Below are 26,025 nucleotides of genomic sequence, written 5' to 3'. Positions count from 1 at the left end.
AAAATAATCCAATGCCAAACATTATGCCGATGACGGAAAATAATCCAATGCCAAACATTATGCCGATGACGGAAAATAATCCAATGCCAAAGATCATGCCGATGGCGGAAAATAATCCAATGCCAAACATTATGCCGATGGCGGAAAATAATCCAATGCCAAATATCATGCCGATGGCGGAAAATAATCCAATGCCAAACATTATGCCGATGACGGAAAATAGTCCAATGCCAAACATTATGCCGATGACGGAAAATAATCCGATGCCAAACATTATGCCGATGGCGGAAAATAATCCGATGCCAAACATTATGCCGATGGCGGAAAATAATCCGATGCCAAACATCATGCCGATGGCGGAAAATAATCCAATGCCAAACATTATGCCGATGACGGAAAATAGTCCAATGCCAAACATTATGCCGATGATGGAAAATAATCAACCGCCAAATATCATGTCGCAACCAATGCCTTATCATCCACAGCTGATGCCACAGCAGTATCCATACCAGCAGTATCAAAATCTGCATTATAATATGTCGTATCCACAATTTACACCTATAGCACCACAATATACATCGATGCCAATGGAGAACAATATGCCACCATCTATGTCAGAAGAAGAGGACTGCGGATGTGATGAGGGAAGAATTTTGTATAGCCCTCAACCGGGGGAACCACAATCGGCAAGTCCTTTATATTATCAGCCACATCAGACTGCGTATGCACCACAGCCAGGTACGATGTATTATCAACCAGATCCGCCTGATATGTTTGGAAGTCCAATTGAAGAAGAAGAGTAAAACGTTTTAATGGATTCTTAGTGAAATATTAACAGTGTAAAAACCTCCGTTGTTACTCATGATAAGAAGGAGCTTTTCGAGAGAAAAGTTCATTCTAACAAGGGGGGTTTTTGGATTGAATAAAAAAGTGAAAGTAATTGCCGCTTCTTTGTTAGTTACCAGTGCGTTAGCAGCATGTGGTACACCTAATAATAATGCGATGGATGAGCGTAATGTGAATGATAATTACGAACGTACATCTTATTATGGTACAAATCCATATAGAGATAATGTAACGCGCACAGATCGATATACAGATTATGTAACGTATAGAAACGGAAATAGAATTACAGATCGTGTATATGATCGTCGTAATGATGTAGGGTATAACTATTATCGAGATGTAAATTATCATGGTCAAATTGTAAACCCTCATCCAACTCGTAACATTACAATGAATAATTCATACATGAACAATGATGGAAAAACAGCTGAAAGAATTACGAATCGTGTTAAGCGTATGAATAATGTGGATCGAGTTTCTACTGTTGTATATGGAAATGATGTAGTAATCGCTGTGAAACCGCGTCATACAGTAACAAATGAAACGGCAATGGCAAATGAAATTCGTCGAGCTGTTGTCGATGATGTAAGAACTCGTAACGTGTACGTGACGGTTAGAAACGATATGTTTGATCGTGTAAATACAATGAATACACGTTTGCGAAATGGAACAGTTACGAATGAGTTAAATCGTGATATTACAGATTTATTCCGCGATATTCGAGCTAGTCTAACTGGTACGGTGCGATAACGAAAAAAGAGGGGGGCTTATGCCTTCCTCTCTATTTTAGGGTAGTAAGATTCAAAGTGAAGCAAGGAAGACCGGAGGAACTCTTAGCCCGTAACAGCTCGATTGGTGAGGACAGGGATAAAGCAAACCCCTGCTGATTAAAGTTTTATTTTATATATGCAATGTATATCTTTCATATTTAGCTTGTGTTTATGTTGTATTAATGTTATATTAACAAAGCGATGAGCTAATTTACGTAAGACGAGAGATATGCTTAAGTGCTAAACACGCGGATGTGGCCGCCTGGTCTCTCGCCGTAAAACGCATCAAGACGCCTGCTAATTTCAGGCGTCTTTTTTATTTTGAAAATAAATGAAATCATATCGATAATGCGGCCAAAAGATATGAATTTTCGATAAATAGGAACAAGTGCTGTTCAACCTTATATAAGGGCATTGGATAAAACTCTCATTTCCGGAGAAACTAGAATGGGAAGTTTTACTTTATTTTGCTCGGAAGAGGTGAACAGAAATGAAATTTATCATGATTGCAGTTCAAGTCTTGCTTGTTCTATTTTGTTTATCTTACGAATCGAATGTTAGAGCTGCAGTTACGACGCCAAATGTAACGGAAAAAGAACCTCAAGTGACAGTGTTACTAGAACGTATGTATTTGGACGGAGAAGTGAGTGAGGAAATTCTTACGGAAAAAGTAGCGAATTTAGAACAGCTTTTGCAGCGATATAAAGATTGGCAACTTGTAGATCGTGATGATGTACAAATTATATTGCAAAAGAAAATAGACGATATTTCACCTTTATTGAAGACGAGCGGTTATTTTGGAGTGTCAGATGAGGGGATATTACAAATTTTTAATGGTGTACCAAAAAACGATAATGCAATTCACTCGTTTTTTCAAATTGATATGAAAAAATTAAAAAGTTATGAACGGGCAAAGTTAAAGCGAGGCATTCGGATTAAATCAAAAGAACGTTTTGTGAAGACGATGGAGAAGATGAAGCAATATGCAAAAACAAACTAGCAACTCGAAATGAGTTGCTAGTTTGTTTTATTTATTTTTATCTAAAATTTGTTTTGCAATTTCATCAATTAACATATCTTTTCCAATTGGATTGAATGCTTTTGTGTTAAAGACTTCATTGCTTACTTCATAAACGTGATTATTTTTAACTGCTTTGTTATCTTTCCAAATAGCACTGTTTTTATAATCCTCGTAAACTTTATCTGCTTCGCCACCAAAGTTTACGATAAACATTTGATCAGGTTGGAATGCAACAAGTCCTTCTAATGATACTTGTGCCATTGTTTGTTTTAAATCTGTTCCTTTTGTTGCAGGAAGTTTTAAATCGTTAAAGAGAATATCTCCATATCCAAAATTGCCATACACACGGAAATTTTGTGGTGTTATAGCAAGGAACATAAAGTTTTCATCTTTTGTTTTCTCTTTAATTTGTTTAGATAAAGAAGCGGCTTTTTTATCGTAGTTGACAATCCACTGAGTTGCTTTTTTCTCTTCGTCAAATAATTTACCGACTTCTTTAAATTTATCGCGCCAGTTTTCTAAGTTTGTTTCTAAAACGACTGTTGGTGCAATCTTTGCTAGTTGGTCATAAATTTTTAATTGACGATTGTTTAAAATAATTAAATCTGGTTTTAAAGCAGTAACTGCTTCTAAATCAACTTTAGGAGCCCAATACCATCCAACTGCTTTTACACCTTTTAGTTTTTCTTGCAAATGACCTTGGATTTTATCCTTATATGTATTCGCCGTACCAACTGGTTTATGTCCAAGTAGTAATAGTTCTTCAGATGATCCAGATAAGTCAACGATTCTTTTTGGATTTACTGGAATTGTAGCCTCGCCTTTTGCGTGTTTCACAACTTTCGTTTTTTGCTCTGTCGCACGAGTTTCTTCTTTTTTAGAAGAACAGCCGACAGTGGCTAAGACAACAAAGATGAGAGTAAATAAAATAAATAGTTTATGCTTCATCGTCATGTAGCTCCTTTATTTAATATTGATAATCATTATCGACTATGTAATAGTAATTGCATGATAGCAATCTGTCAATATAAAAAAGAGAAATTTAAAATAGAGAACATTTGTTGGGGTAGTCTCGCTTTTCTATTGCTAAGTATGTTAAAATGGAATACATGATTTGAGAGGGAGAGATCGTATTTTGTTTGAGTATGTTACAGGTTATGTAGAGTACGTAGGACCGGAATATATCGTTCTTGACCATAATGGAATTGGCTACCAAATTTTTACGCCAAACCCATATGTATTCCAAAGAAGTAAGCAAGAAATTCGGGTATACACATATCACTATGTAAGAGAAGATATAATGGCACTTTACGGTTTTAAGACACGTGAAGAGCGTTTACTATTCACAAAACTTTTGGGTGTATCGGGAATTGGGCCAAAAGGTGCGCTTGCCATTTTAGCCTCAGGTCAAACAGGGCAGGTTGTACAAGCGATTGAGAACGAAGATGAGAGGTTTTTAGTGAAATTTCCAGGTGTTGGAAAGAAAACGGCGCGTCAAATGATTTTAGATTTAAAAGGAAAATTAGCTGATGTTGTACCAGATGTATTCGTGGATTTATTCTCAGACGAAGAGCGCTTTGATGAGAAAAAAGGTTCATCAACTGAACTGGATGAGGCGCTTGAAGCGCTCCGTGCACTTGGTTATGCAGAACGCGAAATCAATCGCGTCTTGCCAGAGTTATTAAAAGAGTCATTGACGACGGATCAGTATATTAAAAAGGCGCTTAGTCTTTTACTAAATGGTAAGAGGTGAGTAGAATGGACGAACGTCTCCTGTCAGGGGAATCTGCATATGAAGATGCAGACTTAGAATATTCGTTGCGGCCACAGACACTCCGTCAATATATTGGCCAAGATAAGGCAAAACATAATTTAGAGGTATTTATTGAGGCTGCAAAAATGCGTGAGGAAACATTGGATCACGTCTTATTATATGGACCACCGGGACTTGGGAAAACAACGCTTGCTAATATTATCGCAAACGAAATGGGAGTTAATATTCGAACGACATCAGGTCCAGCAATTGAAAGGCCAGGAGATTTAGCAGCAGTGTTAACGGCTCTTCAGCCTGGTGATGTACTATTTATTGATGAGATTCATCGTTTGCATAGATCAATTGAGGAAGTTTTATATCCAGCAATGGAGGACTTTTGTCTTGATATTGTCATTGGTAAAGGGCCGACTGCACGGTCAGTAAGGCTTGACTTGCCACCTTTTACATTAGTAGGTGCAACAACGCGTGCGGGAGCACTATCAGCGCCGCTTCGTGATCGTTTTGGGGTATTATCAAGACTGGAGTATTATACAGTAGATCAATTATCAGCGATTGTAGAAAGAACAGCAGAAGTGTTTGAAGTGGAAATTGATTCTTTAGCTGCTTTAGAAATTGCAAGACGTGCTCGTGGTACACCGCGTATCGCGAACCGTCTTTTAAGACGCGTACGTGATTTCGCACAAGTAAGAGGCGATGGAACAATCGCAATGGAAATTACACAAATGGCATTAGAGCTCTTGCAAGTAGATAAATTAGGTCTGGATCACATTGACCATAAATTCCTACTTGGTATTATTGAAAAATTCCGCGGTGGTCCAGTTGGATTAGAGACAGTTTCAGCGACAATTGGTGAAGAATCTCATACAATTGAAGATGTATATGAGCCATATTTACTGCAAATTGGATTCTTACAGCGTACGCCACGAGGAAGAATTGTTACGCCACTTGCATACCAACATTTCGGAATGGAGATGCCAAAAATATGACAGATATGTCAAAACTTCTTATAACAGCTGGTATTCTTCTCATTGTGATTGGATTAGCTTGGAAGTTTATCGGAAGGCTTCCAGGCGATATTTTTGTGAAAAAGGGAAATGTTACCTTTTATTTTCCGATCATTACATGTATTGTGTTAAGTATTGTATTATCTTTTATTATGTATATAATAAATCGACTTAAATAGAAATAGGTGGATATAGTTATGGATATTAATCTGTTTGATTTTCATTTACCAGAAGAACTTATTGCGCAAACGCCGCTTGAAAAGCGTGAAACATCAAGGTTAATGGTGTTAGATCGTGAAACAGGTGATATCGAGCATAAGCATTTTAGCGATATTTTAGCGTATTTACATGAGGGAGATTGTTTAGTTTTAAATGAAACCAAAGTTATGCCTGCTCGTTTGCATGGTGTAAAAGAAGATACAGGTGCACATATTGAGGTGCTTCTTTTAAAACAAGAAGAGGGAGATACGTGGGAAACACTTGTAAAACCGGCGAAACGTGTGAAAGAAGGAACTGTTATTTCTTTTGGCGAAGGAAAACTAAAAGCAACATGTGTAGGAACTGCTGATCAAGGCGGTCGTCAGCTTGAATTCTCTTATGACGGTATTTTTTATGAGATTTTAGATGAACTGGGAGAAATGCCACTTCCCCCTTATATTAAAGAAACATTAGAAGACCGCGATCGTTACCAAACTGTATATGCGAAGGAAATTGGTTCTGCAGCAGCACCAACAGCGGGTCTGCATTTTACAGAAGAGTTGCTGGAGAAATTGCAACAAAAAGGTGTGAAATTAGCATTCATTACACTTCATGTTGGTCTTGGAACATTTAGACCAGTTTCGACTGATAAAATTGAAGATCATCATATGCATGCTGAGTATTATCATATGTCGCAGGAAACGGCTGACTTATTAAATGACGTGAAAGTAAATGGTGGCCGTATTATTACAGTTGGTACGACATCAACACGTACACTTGAAACAATTGCTACAGAGCATGATGGTAAACTTTGCGGTGCATCTGGATGGACGGATATCTTTATGTATCCAGGTTATGAATTTAAAGCAATTGATGGTTTAATTACAAATTTCCATTTACCAAAATCAACATTAATTATGCTTGTGAGTGCATTTGCAGGTAGAGAAAATGTACTTCATGCCTATAATGAAGCAGTGAAAGAAAAATACCGCTTCTTTAGTTTTGGTGATGCGATGTTCCTTGCATCTCATGCTAAAGAGAGAATGAAATAAAGAAGGAGTAAATGTATGACAGCAATTCGTTACGAATTTATTAAGAAATGTAAACAAACGGGCGCACGTTTAGGTCGTGTGCATACGCCACATGGATCTTTTGATACACCGACCTTTATGCCAGTTGGTACATTAGCAACAGTGAAAACAATGTCACCAGAAGAATTAAAAGCGATGGATTCTGGCATTATTTTAAGTAATACGTATCATCTATGGCTGCGTCCAGGTCATGAAATTGTACGTGAAGCAGGTGGACTGCATAAATTTATGAACTGGGATCGTGCTATTTTAACGGATTCTGGTGGATTCCAAGTATTTAGTTTAAGTGACTTCCGTCGTATTGAAGAAGAAGGTGTGTATTTCCGCAATCATTTAAATGGCGACAAGCTATTTTTATCGCCAGAAAAAGCGATGGAAATTCAAAATGCTTTAGGTTCAGATATTATGATGGCATTTGATGAATGCCCACCATTCCCGGCTACTTTTGAATATATGAAAAAGTCTGTAGAGCGTACAAGCCGTTGGGCAGAGCGTTGTTTAAACGCGCATCAGCGCCCGGAAGATCAAGGGTTATTCGGTATTGTACAGGGGGGGGAGTTTGAAGAGCTTCGTCGCCAAAGTGCTAAAGACCTTGTTTCAATGGACTTCCCTGGTTACGCTGTAGGTGGTTTATCAGTAGGGGAGCCGAAAGATATCATGAATCGTGTCCTTGAGTTTACAACACCGCTTCTTCCAGAAAATAAACCTCGTTATTTAATGGGAGTCGGTTCTCCTGATTCATTAATTGATGGTGCAATTCGCGGTATTGACATGTTTGACTGTGTACTGCCAACTCGCATTGCTCGAAATGGTACTTGTATGACAAGTCAAGGTCGTCTCGTTGTGAAAAATGCGAAATTTGCAAGAGACTTTGGTCCACTTGATCCAAATTGTGATTGTTACACATGTAAAAATTATTCTCGTGCATACATTCGTCACTTAATGAAATGTGATGAAACGTTCGGAATTCGTTTAACATCTTATCACAATCTGCATTTTCTGTTAAACTTAATGGAGCAGGTGAGACAAGCCATTCGTGAAGATCGTCTTGGCGATTTCCGCGAAGAGTTCTTTGAACAGTATGGCTTTAATAAACCGAATGCTAAAAACTTTTAATACATAATATTAAAGGAGGAACAAAAATGAGTCCTGGTATGATGAATATTGTCATGATTGTTGCGATGTTTGCGATTTTCTATTTCTTATTAATTCGCCCGCAACAAAAACGCCAAAAGGCAGTAGCTCAAATGCAAAGCGAGCTAAAAAAAGGTGATGCAATCGTAACAATCGGTGGTTTACACGGTACCATTGAGTCAGTAGACGATACGACAATTGTGATTAAATCTGGTGGTTCACACTTAACGTTTGATCGCAATGCAGTTCGTGAAGTTGTAAAGAAATAATCATGAAAAGTTTTGCACAGCTTGGAAAAGAGCCTATTTTATCCTAAATAGGCTCTTTTTTTTTGCTAAAGTTACAGATTTACTATTTATCCCGCTATTTTAGGCAGTTAGACGCCCATCTAGAAACAAGGAAGATAGGGGGGAGACTAACAGACTGATTGGTAAGGGCTCATAATTAGTGAGGATGAAGAAAGCTTTCACTGATTAAAGTTTTACTTTATGTTTAACGATGGTAAGGTGCTGGGAACTGTGGATGTCATTGTTTCTAAGGTACATAATGATAAGGATACATTATCTTTGCAACCCTTTTAATTTTGCATTGTTTATGTTTTTTTACTTATGAGAAGCGTATCTGTATATAATATAGGCGTTTTGTACAAGAAATGTTGTTACTTTTTCATTTGATGTGATGTATCATTTTCAGTCATTACTTTTCTAAAAAAGGTCGATAAATAGTTCGTGTCAACATGTTGCCAACCCAAATGACCTATTATTATATTATCTCGAATTTGAAGTAAATTAATTTTGTAGAAGATATAAACATATGTAGTGTTTAGCCTACAACCCTAATGTGTCACCTTGTTTGCCTAGATACATAGTTGAGAAAGGGTTTGTATTTTTGAAAATTCAGAATTATATGTAATAAAAAGCGATGGAAGAGCAATTCATGTTACCTGAACAATAGGAACCTTATAGAAAACAGGTTGAACGATTATTATTGTCATTTGAAGTAAGAGAATTAGACTGATTTTTCAACAGAAGGCGATTTGTACTTTTAATAAATTTTATATCGGTACAATTACAACCGTGACTTGAAAAGGTAAATGCTGATGAATCGTATATTTGGAGAATAGAGAGCAAGTTGACTATTCGGGAAGTAGGGGAGGCGGGTTCGTACGTTTCTAAATCGGCTATAAAAAGCTTGAATTGGGACAAAATAGAATCGATATGTTTTTGTTTATTTCATAACCGCTTGTAGAGGTTGTAACAAGCTTTTCCGAAATGGGAATTGTAATCTCAACTTTAGGTGAGAAGAAAGCAAGACTTCAATTCATTGCAATGATTATTAAAACCATCTTTATTATCACAACTCGTATTGTAGGATAAAAGGAGGACGATGGTATGTATCCAGATTTAAAAGGAAAAGTTGTTGTTATTACAGGTGCATCAAAAGGAATAGGAAAAGCGATGTCGATTCGCTTTGGAGAGGAAAAAGCGAAAGTTGTAGTGAATTATCGTTCGAATGAAGCGGAAGCACAAGAAATCGTAGAAAAAATACAAAAGGCAGGCGGAGAAGCTATCGCGGTAAAAGGAGATGTCACGGTAGAAGCAGATGTAATCAATCTAGTTCAGACAGCTGTGAAAGAGTTTGGTACACTAGATGTCATGATTAATAATGCTGGTATTGAAAATCCGGTAGATTCACATAAAATGTCATTAAGTGATTGGAATCGAGTTATCGAAACAAATTTAACAGGTACTTTTTTAGGAAGTCGAGAAGCAATTAAATATTTTGTTGAAAATGATATTAAAGGTAGCGTGATTAACATGTCTAGTGTTCATGAGAAAATTCCATGGCCATTATTTGTACATTATGCGGCAAGTAAAGGTGGTATGAAGTTAATGACTGAAACATTAGCGTTAGAATATGCACCAAAAGGAATTCGTGTAAACAATATTGGACCGGGCGCAATCAATACGCCAATTAATGCGGAAAAATTTGCGGACCCAGAAAAACGTGCAGATGTTGAAAGTATGATTCCAATGGGATACATCGGAAAGCCAGAAGAAATTGCGGCGGTAGCAGCATGGCTTGCTTCCTCGCAAGCAAGTTATGTAACAGGAATTACATTGTTTGCTGATGGCGGAATGACTTTATATCCATCATTCCAAGCTGGACGTGGCTAATTTTAAATCCATATAGGAAGCAAAAGAGAGGTTCTTAATTTTTTCCATAACAAGCCTGCGGAGAGGATTTCTTTTCTCTATGGGTTTTATGGAATTAGTAAAGAACAAGTAGTTTCTGATGAAAAAATTCAACAGGTAATTCAGCATGTTGTAAAGCATACACCGTCAGCTTTCAACGCTCAAAGTGCCATGTTGTTGTATTAGGAGAACAACATGATAATTTATGGGATATGACAAAAGAAACATTACGAAAAATTGTTCCTAAAAATAACTTTGGTTCAAATGAAGAAAAATGAATGCATGTAAAAGTGGTTATGGAACAGTTTTATTCTTTGAAGACAGCAAAGTAGTAGAAGGGCTTCAAGAACAATTTGCATCATATTAAAGAGAATTTCCCAAGATGATCTGAGCAATCATTAGGTATGTTACAATTTGTAATTTGGACAGTATTAGAAATCGAAGGATTCGGTGCAACATTACAGCAATATAATCCATTAATTGATGATGAAGTGAAAAAAGAATGGAATGTCCCAGAAATCTGGGAAATCATTGCGTAAATGTCATTAGGTAAACCGGTAGCACCAGCTGGAGAAAAAGAATTCCCGGCATTAGAAAATCACATGAAATTTTACAAATAATCTAGTTGCATACGGAAGTTTTTTTTGTTAGACGGAATACGTTCTGGATAAAAGGCCCTGCAGACGCAGGGCTTTTCTTCGTTATGGTAATCCGTTATTTCCATGTATGATGAGCGCATATTTTTTGTTTTTATTTTTGCTTTGCCGTATTCACTCCTAAGATCCCTCCAAGTGTGCTAGCTCCTATTAAAGCAAGCTGGTAGAGAAGCTGAGAGTTAGATAAAGTTTGGGAGAAACCTAAGTAATGAACGAGAAATACGAGAATTGTAAAAGTAAATCCAGTTGTAACCCCGACTAGCCACCCTCTCCCTTGCGCTTTTTTGCCAGCAATAAAACCAGCAATGAGCATAGAAAGAAGAGCGAGTATAAAAATTGTAATTGCTAATGTTCCTTCGTTAATATTTGTGAACTTTAATAAAAGAGCGATTATCATGCTTGTTATAGAAGCAAGAATCAAGATTGTGATAATGCCAGCTCCGATGGCGATAGAGAACTTTTTTGATCCATCCATTGTGCATGCCCCCTTTTTAATACAAACATATTTCAAAATTTGATAAGTTAGACTAGTTTCTTGTACATAGAGAGCATTCTTGCTATATAAATAGTTTACGAAGGAAAGGGATTCTTCGTAATTCTTCTTTCCGAATGAGCTTAAAGATGAGCAGGAGAACGATGTAGATGAGTGTAGTTAATGTAATTTCCCATAATGTTTGTATGCCGAGTGATTGAGAAAATACAACATGGTTATGAAGATAAAATCCAAACGTACCTGCGGCTAGGATGGCAATTCCCCCATAAAGATAGTCTTTTAAATAAATGGTGAATGTAATTTTTTTTAAGACGGTCGCATAATGAAGAAATGTTACTGTAATAATATTAGCAGCAATAGCAAGTGCAACTCCCATCATTTGAAATTCTGGTCTTGAGGCGAGAATAAAGATAACAAGTAATTTTACAATCGCACCAACAAATGTATTCATCATCGCAGCTTTAGCTAAGTTTAAAGCTTGTAAAACGGATGTGAGCGGGCTTTGAAAGTAATGAAATAAAAAACAAGGTGCAAGTAGTCGTATAAATGCAGTGGCACTGTCAGAACCATACATAAGAGTTAATACGGGTGAAGCAAATACATAAAGAATAATGACAGACCAACCGCCTGTAATTAAAGAAATTCGCAATGCTTGTTGCAGGCGATATTCTACTAACTGATGTTGCCTTTTCGCCATCGCTTCGCTAATAGATGGTACGAGTGCTGTAGAAAGGGCGTATGTAATGAATGCAGGTAGCGATAGGAGGGGGAAGGCATAGCCATTTAAGATGCCGTATTGCTGTGTGGCGACGGAAGCGGCAACACCAGCAATTGCCAAACTTTGCATGACGACAATCGGCTCAAAAAAATAAGAAATCGATCCAATTAAGCGACTTCCTGTCGTTGGCAGTGCAATTTCCATAAGCGAATGAAACGTATGTTTACTCTCTTTCACAGTGTTTAGAAAACCGTTGCGTATGGAAATATGTTTTTCATGCTGGAATAATGTGAGTAGAAATAATAAAGAAGCAACCTCACCAAGGACAGCTGAGAGCATAGCACCTGCTGCTGCATATTCAACGCCATAAGGTAAAAATAGCCGAATGCAGATAGCGATAATTGTGATGCGAACCACTTGTTCTAGTACTTGTGCATAAGCACCTGGCTTCATATTTTGTTTTCCTTGGAAATACCCTCGCAACACAGATGAAACAGCAATGACAGGAACGACAGGTAAAATAGCCATTAACGGATAATAGGTTCTTTCATCAGTTAAAAGTGTTTCAGCTAAAATAGGTGTGAGCAGCATGATAGCAATCGTTAAAATAATGCTAATAACAGATGTGACTGCTAATGATACGGTTAAAATTCTTTTGACCTTTTGCCGGTCATTCATTGCCTCCGCTTCTGCAACGAATTTTGCAATAGCAACGGGAAGGCCGATTTGTGTTAAAACAATGGCTAAGATGAAAGTAGGGACAGCCATCATATAAAGACCGACACCTTCTTCCCCTAAAATGCGTGCCATTACAATACGGTTAATAAACCCAAGGATTTTTGTAATCAAGCCAGCTAGCATTAAAATAAATGCACCTCGTAAAAAGCTTTGTCTTGTCATGATCTTTTTCTCCTACCTTCTCAAAATCAATGGAATGATTTACAATAATTTATATGCACGTATGAGACAAGAATGACAAGCATTTAAGAAGAATAGAAAGAAATAAAATGATTAAATGCAGTTATTGCTGTCCATTAGAGCGGGATCTTAAGCGACTTTTCGTGCTGAGATAAGAAGGAGATGTGATGTAAATTGGAAAAAGAAGATATTGTAGAAGCTTACCGCGGACAGTTACAAGTCGTTTTACAAAGTAAGATAGAAGAGTTCCGAATGATCGGGTATGATCAAGTCACAATAGAAGATATTTGGAAGTACTTGAAATTTAAAAAATGGAAAAAGGTAGATAGCAATGTTAGATTATATGAATTAGTAAATGATATATTAACGCTAACTGCAAATGAGTATATGACGTATTTAACTGTGGAAGCATATCAAGCACCGCTTTCGTCATTTGAAGAGTATGAAAATAAATAACTGACTGCAATTGGTTTGTTCTTCCTTTTGCAGTATAATGATAGGTATTGATAAAGAGGAGTTTATTATTGTCTAAGATTTTATATAAAAGGAGGTAGGATATAGACACAATCATTGATATATGTAGGTGATATTATTCTTCAATCGAATGAAACGTTACCTAATATACTAGCGATGAGCTAGTCAAACATTGAAAAATTTACAGAAAGGAAGTCTACTAACTGGACAAATATATATGTGAATATTATTCCATATAAGATTACATTTCTTTATGATGTTAGTAGCAGAAAGAAGGTACATATGGCAAAGCGTAGTACAAGAATTGTCGCCTTTTTCCTCACTGTTTTATTAATCGGTGGGATTATTGGTGCGACAGGAAAAAACATAACAAAAGGCATTAGTCTTGGGTTAGACCTTCGCGGTGGTTTTGAAATCTTGTATCAAGTAAAACCAGCAAAGAAAGGGGATAAAATTGATCACGATGCACTTGTGAGTACAGTAGGTGCTTTGAATAACCGCGTCAATGTTCTTGGTGTAAGTGAGCCGAACATTCAAATCGAAGGAAAAGATCGAATTCGTGTTCAGCTTGCTGGTGTAAAAGATCAACAAAAAGCACGTGAAATTTTATCTACCCAAGCAAAGTTAACATTCCGTGATGTGAATGATAATCTTCTTATGGATGGGGCAGATTTAAAAGGCGGAGGAGCAAAGCAAACATTTGATGAACAAGGACGACCAAGCGTTGGACTTACATTAAAAAGTGCTGACAAATTCCGCGAAGTAACAGAAAAAATTTCTAAAATGCCACCACCAACAAACTTGATGGTAATTTGGCTTGACTTTGAAGAAGGTAAGGATTCTTATAAAGCGGAATCTACAAAACCAAATCCAAAATTTTTATCAGCAGCAACAGTAAATCAAGTATTTAATCAAACGGAAGTTTCTATTGTAGGTGGAAACTTTACAGTTGAAAGTGCAAAGCAGCTTTCATCTTTATTAAATGCAGGGGCACTTCCTGTTGATTTAAAAGAAATGTATTCAACATCTGTTGGGGCGAAATTTGGTCAACAAGCATTAGAAGAAACAATTTTTGCTAGTGTGATTGGCATAGCTCTTATTTTCTTATTCATGCTTGTATTCTATCGTTTACCAGGATTTATCGCAGTGATTATGCTAGGGCTGTATATTTTTATGACGCTTCTTGTCTTTAACTGGATGCATGCTGTTCTTACATTGCCAGGTATTGCGGCTTTAGTGCTCGGGGTTGGTATCGCTGTTGATGCGAATATTATTACGTACGAGAGATTGAAGGAAGAATTGCGAATTGGTAAATCCATGATGTCAGCATATCGCTCAGGTAACCATCGTTCCTTAGCGACAATTTTGGATGCAAATATTACAACCCTTGCAGCAGCCGGCGTGCTATTTGTATATGGTACAAGCTCTGTACAAGGGTTTGCAACAAGTTTGATTGTAAGTATTTTTGTTGGTTTTATTACGAACGTATTCGGTACTCGTTTCTTACTAGGATTACTTGTGAAGAGCCGTTATTTTGATAAAAAACCAGCTTACTTTGGTGTGAAACAAAAAGAAATTATTCCATTGTCAAAAGGCGTTGAGCATGCACCAACAAAATTTGACCGCATTAACTTTGTAAGTATCGGTCACAAATTTTTATTATTCTCAATTGTAGTTGTTATTGCAGGAGCAATTATACTACCAATTTTCAAACTGAACTTAGGTATTGACTTTGCAAGTGGTACACGTATGGACTTGCAATCAAAACAAACAATTAGTGTTTCTCAAGTTTATAAGGATTTACATGAATTGAAAATTGATGTGAAAGAAGAAGATATTGTACCAACAGGTGATGACAATAAAGGATTCGCTGTTCGTACAATTGGTGTTTTATCAAAAGAGGAAATCGCAAAAGCGAAAACATTCTTCCATGATAAATATGGTACAGAACCAAATGTAAGCACAGTTTCGCCAACAATCGGGAAGGAAATTGCACAAAATGCCTTCATCGCAGTTCTGATTGCTTCAGCGGTTATCATACTATATGTAAGCATTCGTTTCCGATTTACATATGCGGTATCTGCTGTCGCTGCATTACTCCATGATGCATTTGTAATGATTGTGGTGTTTAGTATTTTCCGTTTGGAAGTAGATTTAACATTTATTGCAGCTGTCTTAACCATTATTGGTTATTCTATCAATGACTCGATTGTTACATTTGACAGAAACCGTGAGTTATACAAACAGAAAAAACGTATTCGCGATTCAAAAGATCTAGAAGAAATTGTAAACGCGAGTATTCGTCAAACAATTGGTCGTTCTATTAATACAGTATTAACTGTGCTATTCCCTGTGATTGCACTGATGATTTTCGGTAGTGAATCGTTACGAAACTTCTCGTTTGCATTAATGATAGGATTAGTTGTAGGTACGTATTCTTCTGTTTTCGTTGCATCCCAAATTTGGCTTATGCTTGAAAAGCGCCGTTTGAAAAAAGGAAAGAAAAAGATAGTAGCAGAAGAATCTAAACCACAAGTTTAAAATGAGAAAAATAAAAGATGATGTCTCTTTCGAGGCATCTCTTTTTTCGTCTATGGATACAATAAAGAGATATTTCCTTTTATGTACCTAGCTAAAGGAAGTAGAACCAATTGGGGTCTGAAGAGAAGCTTTCTTCTTTAGGTTAGGAAACTGTTGGAATAGGATTAAGTGATGCTCTTTCTTATGAAAGTAGTAATGGATAAACGAGAAGGGAGTGATACTATTGTTAGCATTTTTGCTACAATGAAAAGGTATTTTTGAGAAAAGAAGGGACTTCAGTTATGGAAAAAGATGAACGTTTTAAACAGGCGGAGTTTGGAGCTATTGTCGGAATCGTTGGGAATATTGTGCTAGCGATTGTGAAAGCAGTAATCGGCTATATGGGAAATAGTAAAGCGCTTTTAGCAGATGCAGTTCATTCAGCATCGGATGTAGTTGGTTCGTTGGCTGTCTTTTTTGGGCTGCGTGCAGCTAAGCAACCGCCTGATGAAGATCATCCTTATGGTCATGGGAAAGCGGAATCGATCTCAGCGATTATTGTTGCCGTTTTATTATTTATTGTTGGAATTGAAATTGCTATATCTTCGATTAAAGCTTTTACTGAGGAACTTGATCCGCCGAAAGGGATTGCCATTTTTGCTGTTATCCTTTCTATTGTTGTTAAGGAAGGGATGTTTCAATATAAGTATCGGTTAGGGAAACGGGTAAATAGTGATGCAATTATTGCAAATGCATATGAACACCGTTCAGATGTGTTTTCTTCAATTACAGCTTTAATCGGAATTTGTGCAGCAATTATTGGAAATCAAATAGATGCTAGTTGGCTTGTGTATGCTGATCCTGTTGCAGGGCTATTTGTCTCATTATTTGTTGTAAAGATGGCATGGGATATTGGTGGAGAGGCGATTCATACGACACTTGATCATGTTCTGCATGAAGAACATGTCATTCCATTAAGGGAAGCAGTTCTTCAAATAGAAGGCGTGAAGAAAATAGGTTCTCTATATGCGCGTGAGCATGGACATTATGTAATTGTTGATATTAAAGTGTCTGTTGACCCATATATTACAGTGGAAGAAGGGCATCGTATTGGGAAATGTGTAAAAGAAGTATTAATGAAGCAAGATAATGTCCAAAATGTGTTTGTTCATATTAATCCGTATTCGCCAGATTAATACGAATGTTGTGGAATGGTGAATGATATTGTCACCCCTTAATCTGTCTTGTATAATGAACAGGTTAAGGGGTGATTTCGTGTTACAACCGAAAACGCGTTGGAAAGAAAAAACATATAATGAAGAACTGGTGAGGGAATTAGCAAGTAAATTGCAATTATCACCACTTGTTGTTTCTTTATTCCTCGGTAGAGGTTTAGATACAGAAGATAAGATTATGGATTTTTTTAATACAGCAGAGCAAGAATTTCATGATCCATTTTTATTAGAAGGCATGGATCGGACAGTAGAGCGTGTGAAACAGGCGATCCAAAATGGAGAGCAGATTTTAATATTTGGTGACTATGATGCAGACGGAGTCAGTAGTACGACCGTACTATTTTTAGCGCTTCAAGAATTAGGAGCAGATGTGGAATTTTATATTCCAAACCGTTTTACGGAAGGATATGGACCAAATGAAGAGGCGTTTCGTTGGGCGCACCAAGCCGGTTTTTCTTTAATTATTACGGTTGATACAGGAATAGCAGCAGTACATGAGGCGCAAGTGGCAAAAGAGCTTGGAATTGATTTAATTATTACAGATCATCATGAGCCACCGCCAGAACTGCCAGAAGCACTTGCGATTATTCATCCGAAGCTTGAGGGTGGTGTATATCCGTTTCACTATTTAGCAGGGGTTGGTGTTGCTTTTAAAGTAGCGCATGCGTTGCTAGGGCGTGTTCCGGAGCATTTGCTAGAAATTGCTGTTATTGGTACAGTAGCTGACTTAGTATCACTTCATGGTGAGAATAGATTAATTGTACAGCGCGGATTAAAACATATGAGAATGACAAAAAACATCGGCTTAAAAGCACTTTTTAAAGTGGCGAATGTCTCGCAAAGTGAAATTACAGAAGAAAGTATTGGTTTTTTGTTGGCGCCTCGTATTAATGCGGTTGGACGTTTAGAAGATGCTGCTCCGGCAGTTCATCTTCTGCTATCAGAAGATCCAGAAGAAGCAAAAGAGCTGGCAGAAGAAATTGATGAATTAAACAAACTACGAAAAGATATTGTGAAACAAATTACCGAGGAAGCAATTATTGAGGTGGAATGTAAATATCCACCAGAGGAGAATAAAGTGCTTGTTCTTGCGAAAGAAGGCTGGAACCCGGGGGTAATTGGAATTGTTGCTTCTAAATTGGTAGAACGTTTTTATCGTCCGACGATTGTGTTAAGTATTGATTCTGAGAAACAAATTGCCAAGGGATCTGCGCGCAGTATTGAAGGGTTTGATTTGTTTGCTAATTTATCGGATTGTAGAGATTTATTACCTCATTTTGGAGGTCATCCAATGGCAGCAGGGATGACGCTTCATATGAATGATGTAGATGAACTGAGACGCCGTTTGAATGAACAAGCGAATGCAGTCTTAGTAGAGGAAGATTTTATTCCGATTACAACTATAGATGCCGTTTGTAAAGTAGAGGATGTCACTCTTTCAGCAATTGAAGATATGCAGAAGTTGGCACCATTTGGTGTTGGAAATCCAAAACCATGTATCGCAGTGAAAGATGCTGATTTAGAAAGTATTCGCGCAATCGGATCAGATGGCTCTCATTTAAAAATGGCTCTTCGGGATGGACAAGCTACGCTAGATACAATTGGTTTTGGATTTGGTGCCTATGCAAAAGAGATTTCTCCAGTTGCGAAAGTTTCTGTTGTAGGAGAAGTATCTATTAACGAATGGAATAATTTTAAGAAACCGCAGTTAATGATGCAAGATATCGCAGTAGAAGCGTGGCAACTATTTGATTGGCGCAGCATGCGTAATGTAGAAGTGAATTTAGCAGAACTTCCAAAAGAAAAAATAATTATAGTGTATTTTTCTGAAGATGTATTGAATAAATTTTCTTTAGAAGGTTATAAAGAGCAACTTGTGCATGCATCAGCAGTCACTCGTTTAGATGGTGAGTATATTGTTTTACTTGACTTACCAAAAGGGATAGAAGAGTTGCGAAATATATTTCAAGTTGGCTTCCCGGCTCGTATTTATACGTTATTTTATCAAGAAAATAATCATTTGTTTAGCACAGTTCCAACGAGAGAACACTTTAAATGGTATTACTCTTTCTTACATCAAAAAGCCCCATTTTCTTTAAGGCAATATGGCGAGCAACTATGCCGTCATAAAGGGTGGTCAAAAGATACAGTAAATTTCATGACACAGGTGTTTTTTGAGTTAGAATTTGTTACAATAAAAGACGGTGTCATTTTTATGGCCGAACAAATTCAAAAGCGTGATTTAACTGAATCGAACACATATCGTGAGAAAATGAACCATTTACAACTTGAAAAAGAATTAGTATATAGCACATATCAACAGCTGTACACATGGTTTGAAACGATTCGTAATCATAAAGAAATAGAACAGTTAAGATAAGGGGTTTGCTATTTACAAGCCTTTCATATCTGAGGAGGATTCAGAAATATGGATTTTAAGCAACATATCGCAATTGTACCAGATTATCCAAAAGAAGGAATTGTATTTAAAGATATTACACCTTTAATGAACAATGGGAAAGCATATAAAGCGGCAACAGATGAAATCGTTGCTTATGCAAAAGAAAGAAATATTGATCTTGTAGTAGGACCAGAAGCGCGTGGGTTTATTATTGGTTGCCCAGTTTCTTATGCGTTAGAAGTAGGATTTGCGCCTGTTCGTAAATTAGGGAAATTACCACGAGAAATCATTAAAGTTGATTACGGTAAAGAGTATGGTAAAGATGTTCTAACAATTCATAAAGATGCTATTAAGCCAGGTCAACGAGTATTAATTACAGATGATTTATTAGCTACAGGCGGAACAATTGAAGCAACGATTCAACTTGTTGAAGAACTTGGTGGAATTGTAGCTGGTATTGCATTTTTAGTAGAGCTTACTTATTTAGAAGGTCGTGAAAAATTAGAAGGTTACGATGTATTAGTATTAGAAAAATACTAATGATAAGATAGGTGAAGTTACGGCGATAAAAAGTACCCGTGAATCTCTTGGAGAGGAGCGGGTACTTTTGTATAATTGTATAAAAAAGTATGGCGAAATATCAGTAAAATCTTTTCCTTTTCACAATTCACAATCATTAGGTTATAATGATAGAATAAAATTTATTCTACTGACAAGGGAAAGACAATTTTCAATAAAAGGTGATTCGATGGCAAATGAGCAAGTACTAACAGCCGAACAGGTACTCGAAAAAGCGGGACAATATTTAGCGGACGATGATATAGAACTGGTGGCGCGTGCCTATGAATATGCACGTGATGCACATAGCGAACAGTATAGAAAATCGGGCGAACCATATATTATTCATCCGATTCAAGTTGCAGGTATTTTAGTTGATTTACACATGGATCCCTCTACAGTATCAGCTGGATTTTTACATGATGTAGTAGAAGATACAGAAGTTACATTAGAGGATATTGAACGGGAATTTAGTAAAGAAATTGCAATGCTTGTTGATGGTGTTACAAAACTTGGGAAAATTAAATATAAGTCTCATGAACAGCAACAGGCAGAGAACCATCGCAAAATGTTTATTGCAATGGCGCAAGATATTCGTGTCATTTTAATTAAATTAGCTGACCGGCTTCATAATATGCGTACGCTTAAGCATTTGCCTCAAGAAAAGCAGCGTCGCATTGCAAATGAAACGTTAGAAATTTTTGCACCTTTAGCACATAGGCTCGGAATCAATACGATTAAATGGGAGCTTGAAGATACATCACTTCGTTATTTAAATCCACAACAATATTATCGTATTGTGAATTTGATGAAGCGAAAACGCGCGGAACGTGAAGAATATTTAGATGAGGTTATGACAAGTATTCAAGAGAAATTAAATGAGGTTTCTATTCATCCAGATATTTCAGGAAGACCGAAACATATTTATAGCATTTATCGTAAAATGGCACTTCAAAATAAACAGTTTAATGAAATTTATGATTTGTTAGCTGTGCGTGTTGTTGTCAATAGTATTAAGGATTGCTATGCGGTATTAGGAATTATTCATACGTGCTGGAAACCGATGCCAGGACGTTTTAAAGATTATATCGCAATGCCAAAAGCAAACCTATATCAATCGTTGCATACAACTGTCATCGGTCCAAAGGGCGATCCACTTGAAGTGCAAATTCGTACGAAGGAAATGCATGAAATTGCTGAATATGGAATTGCGGCACACTGGGCATATAAAGAAGGAAAAGCAGCAGCGACAGGAACGCTTGAGAAAAAATTAACATGGTTTAGACAAATATTAGAATGGCAAAACGAAGCTTCTAATGCGGAAGAGTTTATGGAGTCATTAAAGATTGATTTATTTTCCGATATGGTGTTTGTCTTTACACCAAAAGGTGATGTAATGGAATTGCCAATGGGTTCGGTTCCAATTGATTTTGCATACCGTGTTCATTCAGAAATCGGTAATAAGACCATTGGCGCAAAAGTAAATGGTAAAATGGTCACTCTTGATTATAAGTTAAAAACAGGTGACATTATTGAAATTTTAACCTCTAAACATTCATATGGACCAAGTCAAGATTGGGTAAAACTTGCACAAACTTCTCATGCGAAAAATAAGATTCGTCAATTTTTCAAAAAGCAACGTCGTGAAGAGAATATTGACAAAGGACGCGAACTTGTTGAAAAAGAAGTGCGTAGCTCAGAGTTTGAAATGAAAGAAGTACTCGCACCAGATAATTTAAAACGCGTTGCGGAGAAATTTAATTTTGCTAATGAAGAAGATATGTTTGCAGCGGTAGGATACAACGGGATTACAGCTGCGCAAATTGTAACGCGATTAACGGACAAGTTCCGCAAACAACGTGAAGAAGAGCAAGATATTGTTGAGGTTAAAGAAGTTCGTAAACCAATGAAAATTCGAAAATGGGACTCTGGTGTAAAAGTAAGTGGTGCAGATAATTTATTAATTCGTTTATCAAAATGTTGTAACCCAGTTCCCGGTGACGATATTATCGGATATATTACGAAAGGCCGCGGTGTCTCTATTCATCGTCGTGACTGCGTGAATGTGCACACGGAAGAAGCGAAAGAGCGTTTATTAGAGGTCGAGTGGGAAGGTAGTCCTGAAAAAGAAATTGAGTATAATGTTGATATTGAAATTTCTGGTTACGATCGTCGCGGCTTGTTAAATGAGGTGCTACAAGCTGTTACAGAGACGAAAACTTACATTTCGGCTGTTTCGGGTCGAAGTGACCGCAATAAAATGGCAACCATTAACATGTCGATTTCCATTCGTAACTTACAACATTTGAAAAAGGTAGTAGAGCGTATTAAACAAGTTCCAGAAATTTATGCAGTACGCCGTATGATGCATTAATAGGGAGTGTATAACATATGAGAGTTGTCTTACAGCGATCAAAGGAAGCGTCCGTCACAGTAGATGGTGAGATTGTGGGACAAATTCCGTTTGGCTTAACATTACTAGTTGGCATTACGCATGAAGATACAGAACAAGATGCAGCTTACATTGCTGAAAAAATTGCGAACTTACGTATTTTTGAAGATGAGAACGGCAAAATGAACCATTCTATACTCGATGTAAAAGGACAAGTTTTATCCATCTCGCAATTTACATTATACGGGGATTGTCGTAAAGGAAGACGCCCAAACTTTATGAATGCTGCGAAACCTGACTATGCAGAGCGCTTATACGATTTCTTTAACGAAGAAATTCGTAAACAAGGGCTGCACGTAGAAACAGGTAAATTCGGAGCAATGATGGACGTTTCTTTAGTAAACGATGGTCCGGTGACCTTAATTGTAGAAAGTAAATAGTGTTTTGGAAGAAGAGAGGAGTATGTGAGCCTCTCTTTTTTTATAATTTCTTTTAATGGTATATTTTTCTAATTATTGTTATGATATTTGTGAAAATACATAATATATTTTGGGGGATTATGGGAGGAGAATTTGATGGAAACGTTTGTACTTGTTCATGGTGCATGGGATGGTAGTTATGTCTGGGGGAAAGTGGCTGCACTTTTAAGGAAAGATGGCCATCGTGTATATACTCCTACATTAACGGGGCTTGGAGAACGAACACATCTTATGCAACCTAGTATCGGATTAAATACATATATTCAAGATATTGTTAATGTCATTCGATACGAGGAGTTAAAAGACGTAATTTTAGTGGGGCATAGTTATTCTGGTATGGTGATTACAGGTGTGGCGGAAGTAATTCCAGAATTTATTAAGAAAATGGTATATGTGGATGCAATGATTCCGGACGACGGTGATTCTGTCATGGACATTTCTGGATCAAAAATGGCTGCACACTTTATAGAAGAAGTAAAAGCATACGGGGAAGGATGGCGTGTTCTACCTAGAAATACATTCGATGAAAGAAAATCAGCTATGTCATTGTTGGCTTTTACACAAGCTGTTGAAATAAAAAATCCTATTGTTCAACATATACCGCATATATACGTAGAAATACAGGATCATCCAGAGTATTGGCCAATGACACCTATCTTCTTAGCGTCAGCAAAAAAAGCAAGAGATAGAAAATGGAATGTTTTTTCCATTGAATCTGGTGGACATTGGATAATGGAAACAAATCCAGAGGCATTAGTCCATATATTGAATAAGTGTGTAGAATGAGTTTACTTTCTATGGTAGAAGGGAAAGCAAAAGTAGGAGATAGATTTGGGTACTGCCAGTATTTAATATCGCCCTATATTTCATGATGAAGTTATGTATTCTTGGAGTTGTAGGAGATTGGGGATTTCGAGCAGAAGAAATACTGGCTATCATTATTGTTGTGAATCGAACGCTAATGTTTGTTTGGAAGCAATAAATTAATGATATAGTATAATGTAAGCAATAGTAAAAATATTCGAATATATGTGTGGTCAGGGGGAGAAAGTGTATGAATTGGTCTATATTCAAAGATTCTAAATTTTTCTTGTGGTTCAGCTTGGCTCTTTTTTTACATGCAGTAGGAGTTACTCTCGTAGCCTTAAGTTACAGTACTTGGGTAATATTTGTAATAGCAGCAAGTGTTGTAACATTTTTTATGTTTCAAAGAGCAGATTACTTATATAAAAGTGACATGGAATAACGTGATTCCTTTATACGTATAACCATCCAATCAATATGGAACAATAAAACATAAATACATCCATATTGAATGTGAGGGATACATATATGCGTATGAATGAAAAGGGACATTCTGTTACAAATGGTGCAAATCAATTATTTAATGTGAGTTTCCATGATTTTATTTCAAAAGAACAAACGAATACTGGGATGGAGCTTGCTTCTGAGTTTGGGATTTCCCTTCAAGATGTAAGACGTTTAAAGAAGCAATTGGAACGTTCCTAGAGCACTTGACAATCGTTCTTAACAAACGTATAGTAATTTTATATTTACATATGGACAGAACCGTTGATCGAGAAGAGTAAATGAGATACACATGGAAAGAGAGGAAATGTCTTAGGCTGAAAGCATTTCTACATGATGACTTATTGAATGACACTCTGGAGGTTTTAGCTTGAAAGGCGTATGCTTAGTAGAGTTGAACGCAAACTTTAAGCGTTATTAAAAAAAGTGGAAGCATACGTTGCTTCAATTAGGGTGGCACCACGGGTATTATACTCTCGTCCCTACTGGATAATCAGTAGAGTCGAGAGTTTTTTTATTTTTATTAAGATTAAAATAATTTGAGGAGGAACTGAATATGTCTATTCAAATCCCACGCGGAACGCAAGATATTCTTCCAGGTAGTGTAGAATTATGGCAATATATCGAAGGACAAGCGCGCGAAATTTGCCGTCGTTACAATTATAAAGAAATTCGTACACCAATTTTTGAACATACAGAGCTGTTTTTACGCGGCGTTGGTGATACAACAGATATTGTTCAAAAAGAAATGTACACATTCCAAGATCGCGGAGACCGCAGTTTAACACTTCGTCCAGAAGGTACTGCACCTGTTGTGCGTTCTTATGTTGAAAATAAAATGTTCGGTGATGCAACACAGCCAACGAAATTATACTATATCGGTCAAATGTTCCGTTATGAAAGACCGCAAGCAGGTCGTTATCGTCAATTCGTCCAATTCGGTATTGAAGCAATCGGTAGTAACGATCCTGCAATTGATGCCGAAGTAATTGCACTTGCGGTAGAATTTTACCGCGGTATGGGTTTAAAAAATATTAAAGTTGTATTAAATAGCTTAGGAGATCCAGCGAGCCGTCAAGCGCATCGAGAAGCGTTAATCGCTCACTTTAAACCGCGCATCGGTGAGTTTTGTTCCGATTGCCAATCTCGTTTAGAGAAAAACCCACTTCGTATTTTAGACTGTAAGAGAGATCGTGATCATGAATTAATGAATACAGCACCATCTATTACAGATTATTTAAACGAAGAATCAACGGCATATTATGAAAAGGTTCAAGAGCTATTAACAATGATGGGCGTTCCATTTGAAAAAGATCCAAACTTAGTGCGTGGTTTAGATTATTATCAACACACTGTTTTTGAAATTATGAGTGAAGCGGAAGGATTTGGTGCCATTACAACATTAAGTGGTGGTGGACGTTATAATGGACTTGTTCAAGAAATCGGTGGCCCAGAAATGCCTGGTATCGGTTTTGCGATGAGTATTGAACGTTTAATTATGGCACTAAAAGCTGAAAATATCGAGTTGCCAATTGAAAATACAATTGATTGTTACGTTGTTGCACTTGGTGATAAGGCGAAGGATCATGCTGCAAAAGTTGCTTTTGACCTTCGTAAATCTGGCCTATCAGTTGAAAAAGATTATTTAAATCGTAAAATGAAAGCACAATTTAAATCAGCGGATCGTCTAAATGCGAAATATGTAGCGGTATTAGGTGAAGATGAGCTAGATAAAGGTGTGATTAATTTGAAGGATATGGCGACAGGCGAGCAAGAAGAAGTAGCATTAGATGTATTTGCTTCATATATCGCAGAGAAATTAATATAGGGGGAACTTGTA

23 protein-coding genes, 3 pseudogenes and 1 other annotated feature are annotated in these 26,025 nt (G+C 37.0%); of the genes and pseudogenes, 23 read left to right on the top strand and 3 right to left on the bottom strand.

Annotated elements, in window-relative coordinates; genetic code table 11:
- From MR056_RS17635 to MR056_RS17625, 3 genes and pseudogenes are all read left to right on the top strand, one after another.
- Nucleotides 1–803 (top strand): annotated as a pseudogene (locus tag MR056_RS17635) (spore coat protein); the annotation flags it as partial.
- 115 nt (nt 804–918) lie between these two features.
- A complete protein-coding gene (locus tag MR056_RS17630; RefSeq protein ID WP_048724179.1) occupies nt 919–1,596 on the top strand; it encodes a YhcN/YlaJ family sporulation lipoprotein in 678 nt (225 codons plus the stop codon).
- 510 nt (nt 1,597–2,106) lie between these two features.
- On the top strand, nt 2,107–2,616 hold the full coding sequence (locus tag MR056_RS17625; protein ID WP_012095600.1) for a BofC C-terminal domain-containing protein: 510 nt from the start codon (nt 2,107–2,109) through the stop codon (nt 2,614–2,616).
- Between the two features lie 27 nt (nt 2,617–2,643).
- Here the strand turns inward: MR056_RS17625 and MR056_RS17620 are convergent, their stop codons facing one another.
- Nucleotides 2,644–3,585 (bottom strand): iron-hydroxamate ABC transporter substrate-binding protein, encoded by a 942-nt coding sequence (locus MR056_RS17620; protein WP_041810044.1) that lies wholly within the window; start codon nt 3,583–3,585, stop codon nt 2,644–2,646.
- A 187-nt stretch (nt 3,586–3,772) separates the two neighbouring features.
- Between MR056_RS17620 and ruvA the strand changes: the two genes are divergently transcribed.
- The 9 genes and pseudogenes from ruvA (at nt 3,773) to MR056_RS17575 (ending at nt 10,653) form a co-directional block, all read left to right on the top strand.
- The gene (gene ruvA / locus MR056_RS17615) at nt 3,773–4,390 is read left to right on the top strand and encodes a Holliday junction DNA helicase RuvA (protein WP_012095598.1); all 618 of its coding nucleotides are present in this window, start codon (nt 3,773–3,775) and stop codon (nt 4,388–4,390) included.
- A 5-nt stretch (nt 4,391–4,395) separates the two neighbouring features.
- Nucleotides 4,396–5,397, top strand: coding sequence for a Holliday junction branch migration DNA helicase RuvB (ruvB, locus tag MR056_RS17610; protein ID WP_012095597.1), 1,002 nt, complete (start codon nt 4,396–4,398; stop codon nt 5,395–5,397).
- The gene (locus MR056_RS17605; RefSeq protein WP_012095596.1) at nt 5,394–5,594 is read left to right on the top strand and encodes a DUF2905 domain-containing protein; all 201 of its coding nucleotides are present in this window, start codon (nt 5,394–5,396) and stop codon (nt 5,592–5,594) included. The genes ruvB and MR056_RS17605 overlap by 4 nt, the downstream gene beginning before the upstream one ends.
- 18 nt (nt 5,595–5,612) lie before the next feature.
- On the top strand, nt 5,613–6,665 hold the full coding sequence (queA, locus tag MR056_RS17600; protein ID WP_012095595.1) for a tRNA preQ1(34) S-adenosylmethionine ribosyltransferase-isomerase QueA: 1,053 nt from the start codon (nt 5,613–5,615) through the stop codon (nt 6,663–6,665).
- Nucleotides 6,666–6,680: 15 nt separating this feature from the next.
- Nucleotides 6,681–7,820 (top strand): tRNA guanosine(34) transglycosylase Tgt, encoded by a 1,140-nt coding sequence (gene tgt / locus MR056_RS17595; RefSeq protein WP_012095594.1) that lies wholly within the window; start codon nt 6,681–6,683, stop codon nt 7,818–7,820.
- A 26-nt stretch (nt 7,821–7,846) separates the two neighbouring features.
- Entirely contained in the window at nt 7,847–8,107 is a 261-nt protein-coding gene (gene yajC / locus MR056_RS17590; RefSeq protein ID WP_012095593.1) for a preprotein translocase subunit YajC, read from the top strand.
- 945 nt (nt 8,108–9,052) lie between these two features.
- Nucleotides 9,053–9,214 (top strand): annotated as a pseudogene (locus MR056_RS17585) (glucose transporter GlcU); the annotation flags it as partial.
- 15 nt (nt 9,215–9,229) lie between these two features.
- Entirely contained in the window at nt 9,230–10,015 is a 786-nt protein-coding gene (gene gdh, locus MR056_RS17580; protein ID WP_012095592.1) for a glucose 1-dehydrogenase, read from the top strand.
- Nucleotides 10,016–10,081: 66 nt separating this feature from the next.
- Nucleotides 10,082–10,653: pseudogene (locus MR056_RS17575) on the top strand (nitroreductase family protein).
- A 130-nt stretch (nt 10,654–10,783) separates the two neighbouring features.
- Here the strand turns inward: MR056_RS17575 and MR056_RS17570 are convergent.
- A complete protein-coding gene (locus MR056_RS17570) occupies nt 10,784–11,164 on the bottom strand; it encodes a TIGR04086 family membrane protein (RefSeq protein ID WP_012095591.1) in 381 nt (126 codons plus the stop codon).
- 82 nt (nt 11,165–11,246) lie between these two features.
- Nucleotides 11,247–12,800 (bottom strand): stage V sporulation protein B, encoded by a 1,554-nt coding sequence (gene spoVB / locus MR056_RS17565; protein ID WP_012095590.1) that lies wholly within the window; start codon nt 12,798–12,800, stop codon nt 11,247–11,249.
- A 192-nt stretch (nt 12,801–12,992) separates the two neighbouring features.
- Here spoVB and MR056_RS17560 point away from each other — a divergent pair, with 192 nt between their 5' ends.
- The 11 genes from MR056_RS17560 (at nt 12,993) to hisS (ending at nt 26,013) form a co-directional block, all read left to right on the top strand.
- A complete protein-coding gene (locus tag MR056_RS17560) occupies nt 12,993–13,274 on the top strand; it encodes a post-transcriptional regulator (RefSeq protein ID WP_012095589.1) in 282 nt (93 codons plus the stop codon).
- Between the two features lie 300 nt (nt 13,275–13,574).
- A complete protein-coding gene (gene secDF / locus MR056_RS17555) occupies nt 13,575–15,833 on the top strand; it encodes a protein translocase subunit SecDF (protein ID WP_012095588.1) in 2,259 nt (752 codons plus the stop codon).
- A gap of 281 nt (nt 15,834–16,114) precedes the next feature.
- Nucleotides 16,115–17,008 (top strand): cation diffusion facilitator family transporter, encoded by an 894-nt coding sequence (locus tag MR056_RS17550; protein WP_012095587.1) that lies wholly within the window; start codon nt 16,115–16,117, stop codon nt 17,006–17,008.
- A 79-nt stretch (nt 17,009–17,087) separates the two neighbouring features.
- A complete protein-coding gene (gene recJ, locus MR056_RS17545) occupies nt 17,088–19,427 on the top strand; it encodes a single-stranded-DNA-specific exonuclease RecJ (protein WP_087099239.1) in 2,340 nt (779 codons plus the stop codon).
- A gap of 48 nt (nt 19,428–19,475) precedes the next feature.
- Complete coding sequence (locus MR056_RS17540) at nt 19,476–19,988, top strand: adenine phosphoribosyltransferase (RefSeq protein ID WP_012095585.1); 513 nt, start codon at nt 19,476–19,478, stop codon at nt 19,986–19,988.
- A 208-nt stretch (nt 19,989–20,196) separates the two neighbouring features.
- Entirely contained in the window at nt 20,197–22,380 is a 2,184-nt protein-coding gene (relA, locus tag MR056_RS17535; RefSeq protein ID WP_087095370.1) for a GTP diphosphokinase, read from the top strand.
- A 17-nt stretch (nt 22,381–22,397) separates the two neighbouring features.
- Nucleotides 22,398–22,838, top strand: a complete 441-nt coding sequence (gene dtd / locus MR056_RS17530; protein ID WP_012095583.1) for a D-aminoacyl-tRNA deacylase — start codon at nt 22,398–22,400, stop codon at nt 22,836–22,838.
- Between the two features lie 135 nt (nt 22,839–22,973).
- Nucleotides 22,974–23,663 (top strand): alpha/beta fold hydrolase, encoded by a 690-nt coding sequence (locus tag MR056_RS17525; RefSeq protein ID WP_012095582.1) that lies wholly within the window; start codon nt 22,974–22,976, stop codon nt 23,661–23,663.
- 268 nt (nt 23,664–23,931) lie between these two features.
- Nucleotides 23,932–24,123: a hypothetical protein gene (locus MR056_RS17520; RefSeq protein WP_041810042.1), complete on the top strand. Its 192-nt coding sequence runs from the start codon at nt 23,932–23,934 to the stop codon at nt 24,121–24,123.
- A gap of 86 nt (nt 24,124–24,209) precedes the next feature.
- The gene (locus tag MR056_RS17515; protein WP_012095581.1) at nt 24,210–24,386 is read left to right on the top strand and encodes a hypothetical protein; all 177 of its coding nucleotides are present in this window, start codon (nt 24,210–24,212) and stop codon (nt 24,384–24,386) included.
- 54 nt (nt 24,387–24,440) lie between these two features.
- Nucleotides 24,441–24,672: a binding site (T-box leader), on the top strand.
- Nucleotides 24,673–24,741: 69 nt separating this feature from the next.
- On the top strand, nt 24,742–26,013 hold the full coding sequence (hisS, locus tag MR056_RS17510) for a histidine--tRNA ligase (protein WP_012095580.1): 1,272 nt from the start codon (nt 24,742–24,744) through the stop codon (nt 26,011–26,013).
- Nucleotides 26,014–26,025 lie beyond the last annotated feature (12 nt).

Origin of the sequence: Bacillus cereus group sp. BfR-BA-01360 (assembly GCF_022663595.1) — a bacterium.
In the GTDB taxonomy this organism is placed as follows: Bacteria; Bacillota; Bacilli; order Bacillales; family Bacillaceae_G; genus Bacillus_A; species Bacillus_A cytotoxicus.
Note: the sequence above shows the minus strand (reverse complement) of the source record. Positions and strands in the feature narration are given on the sequence as shown.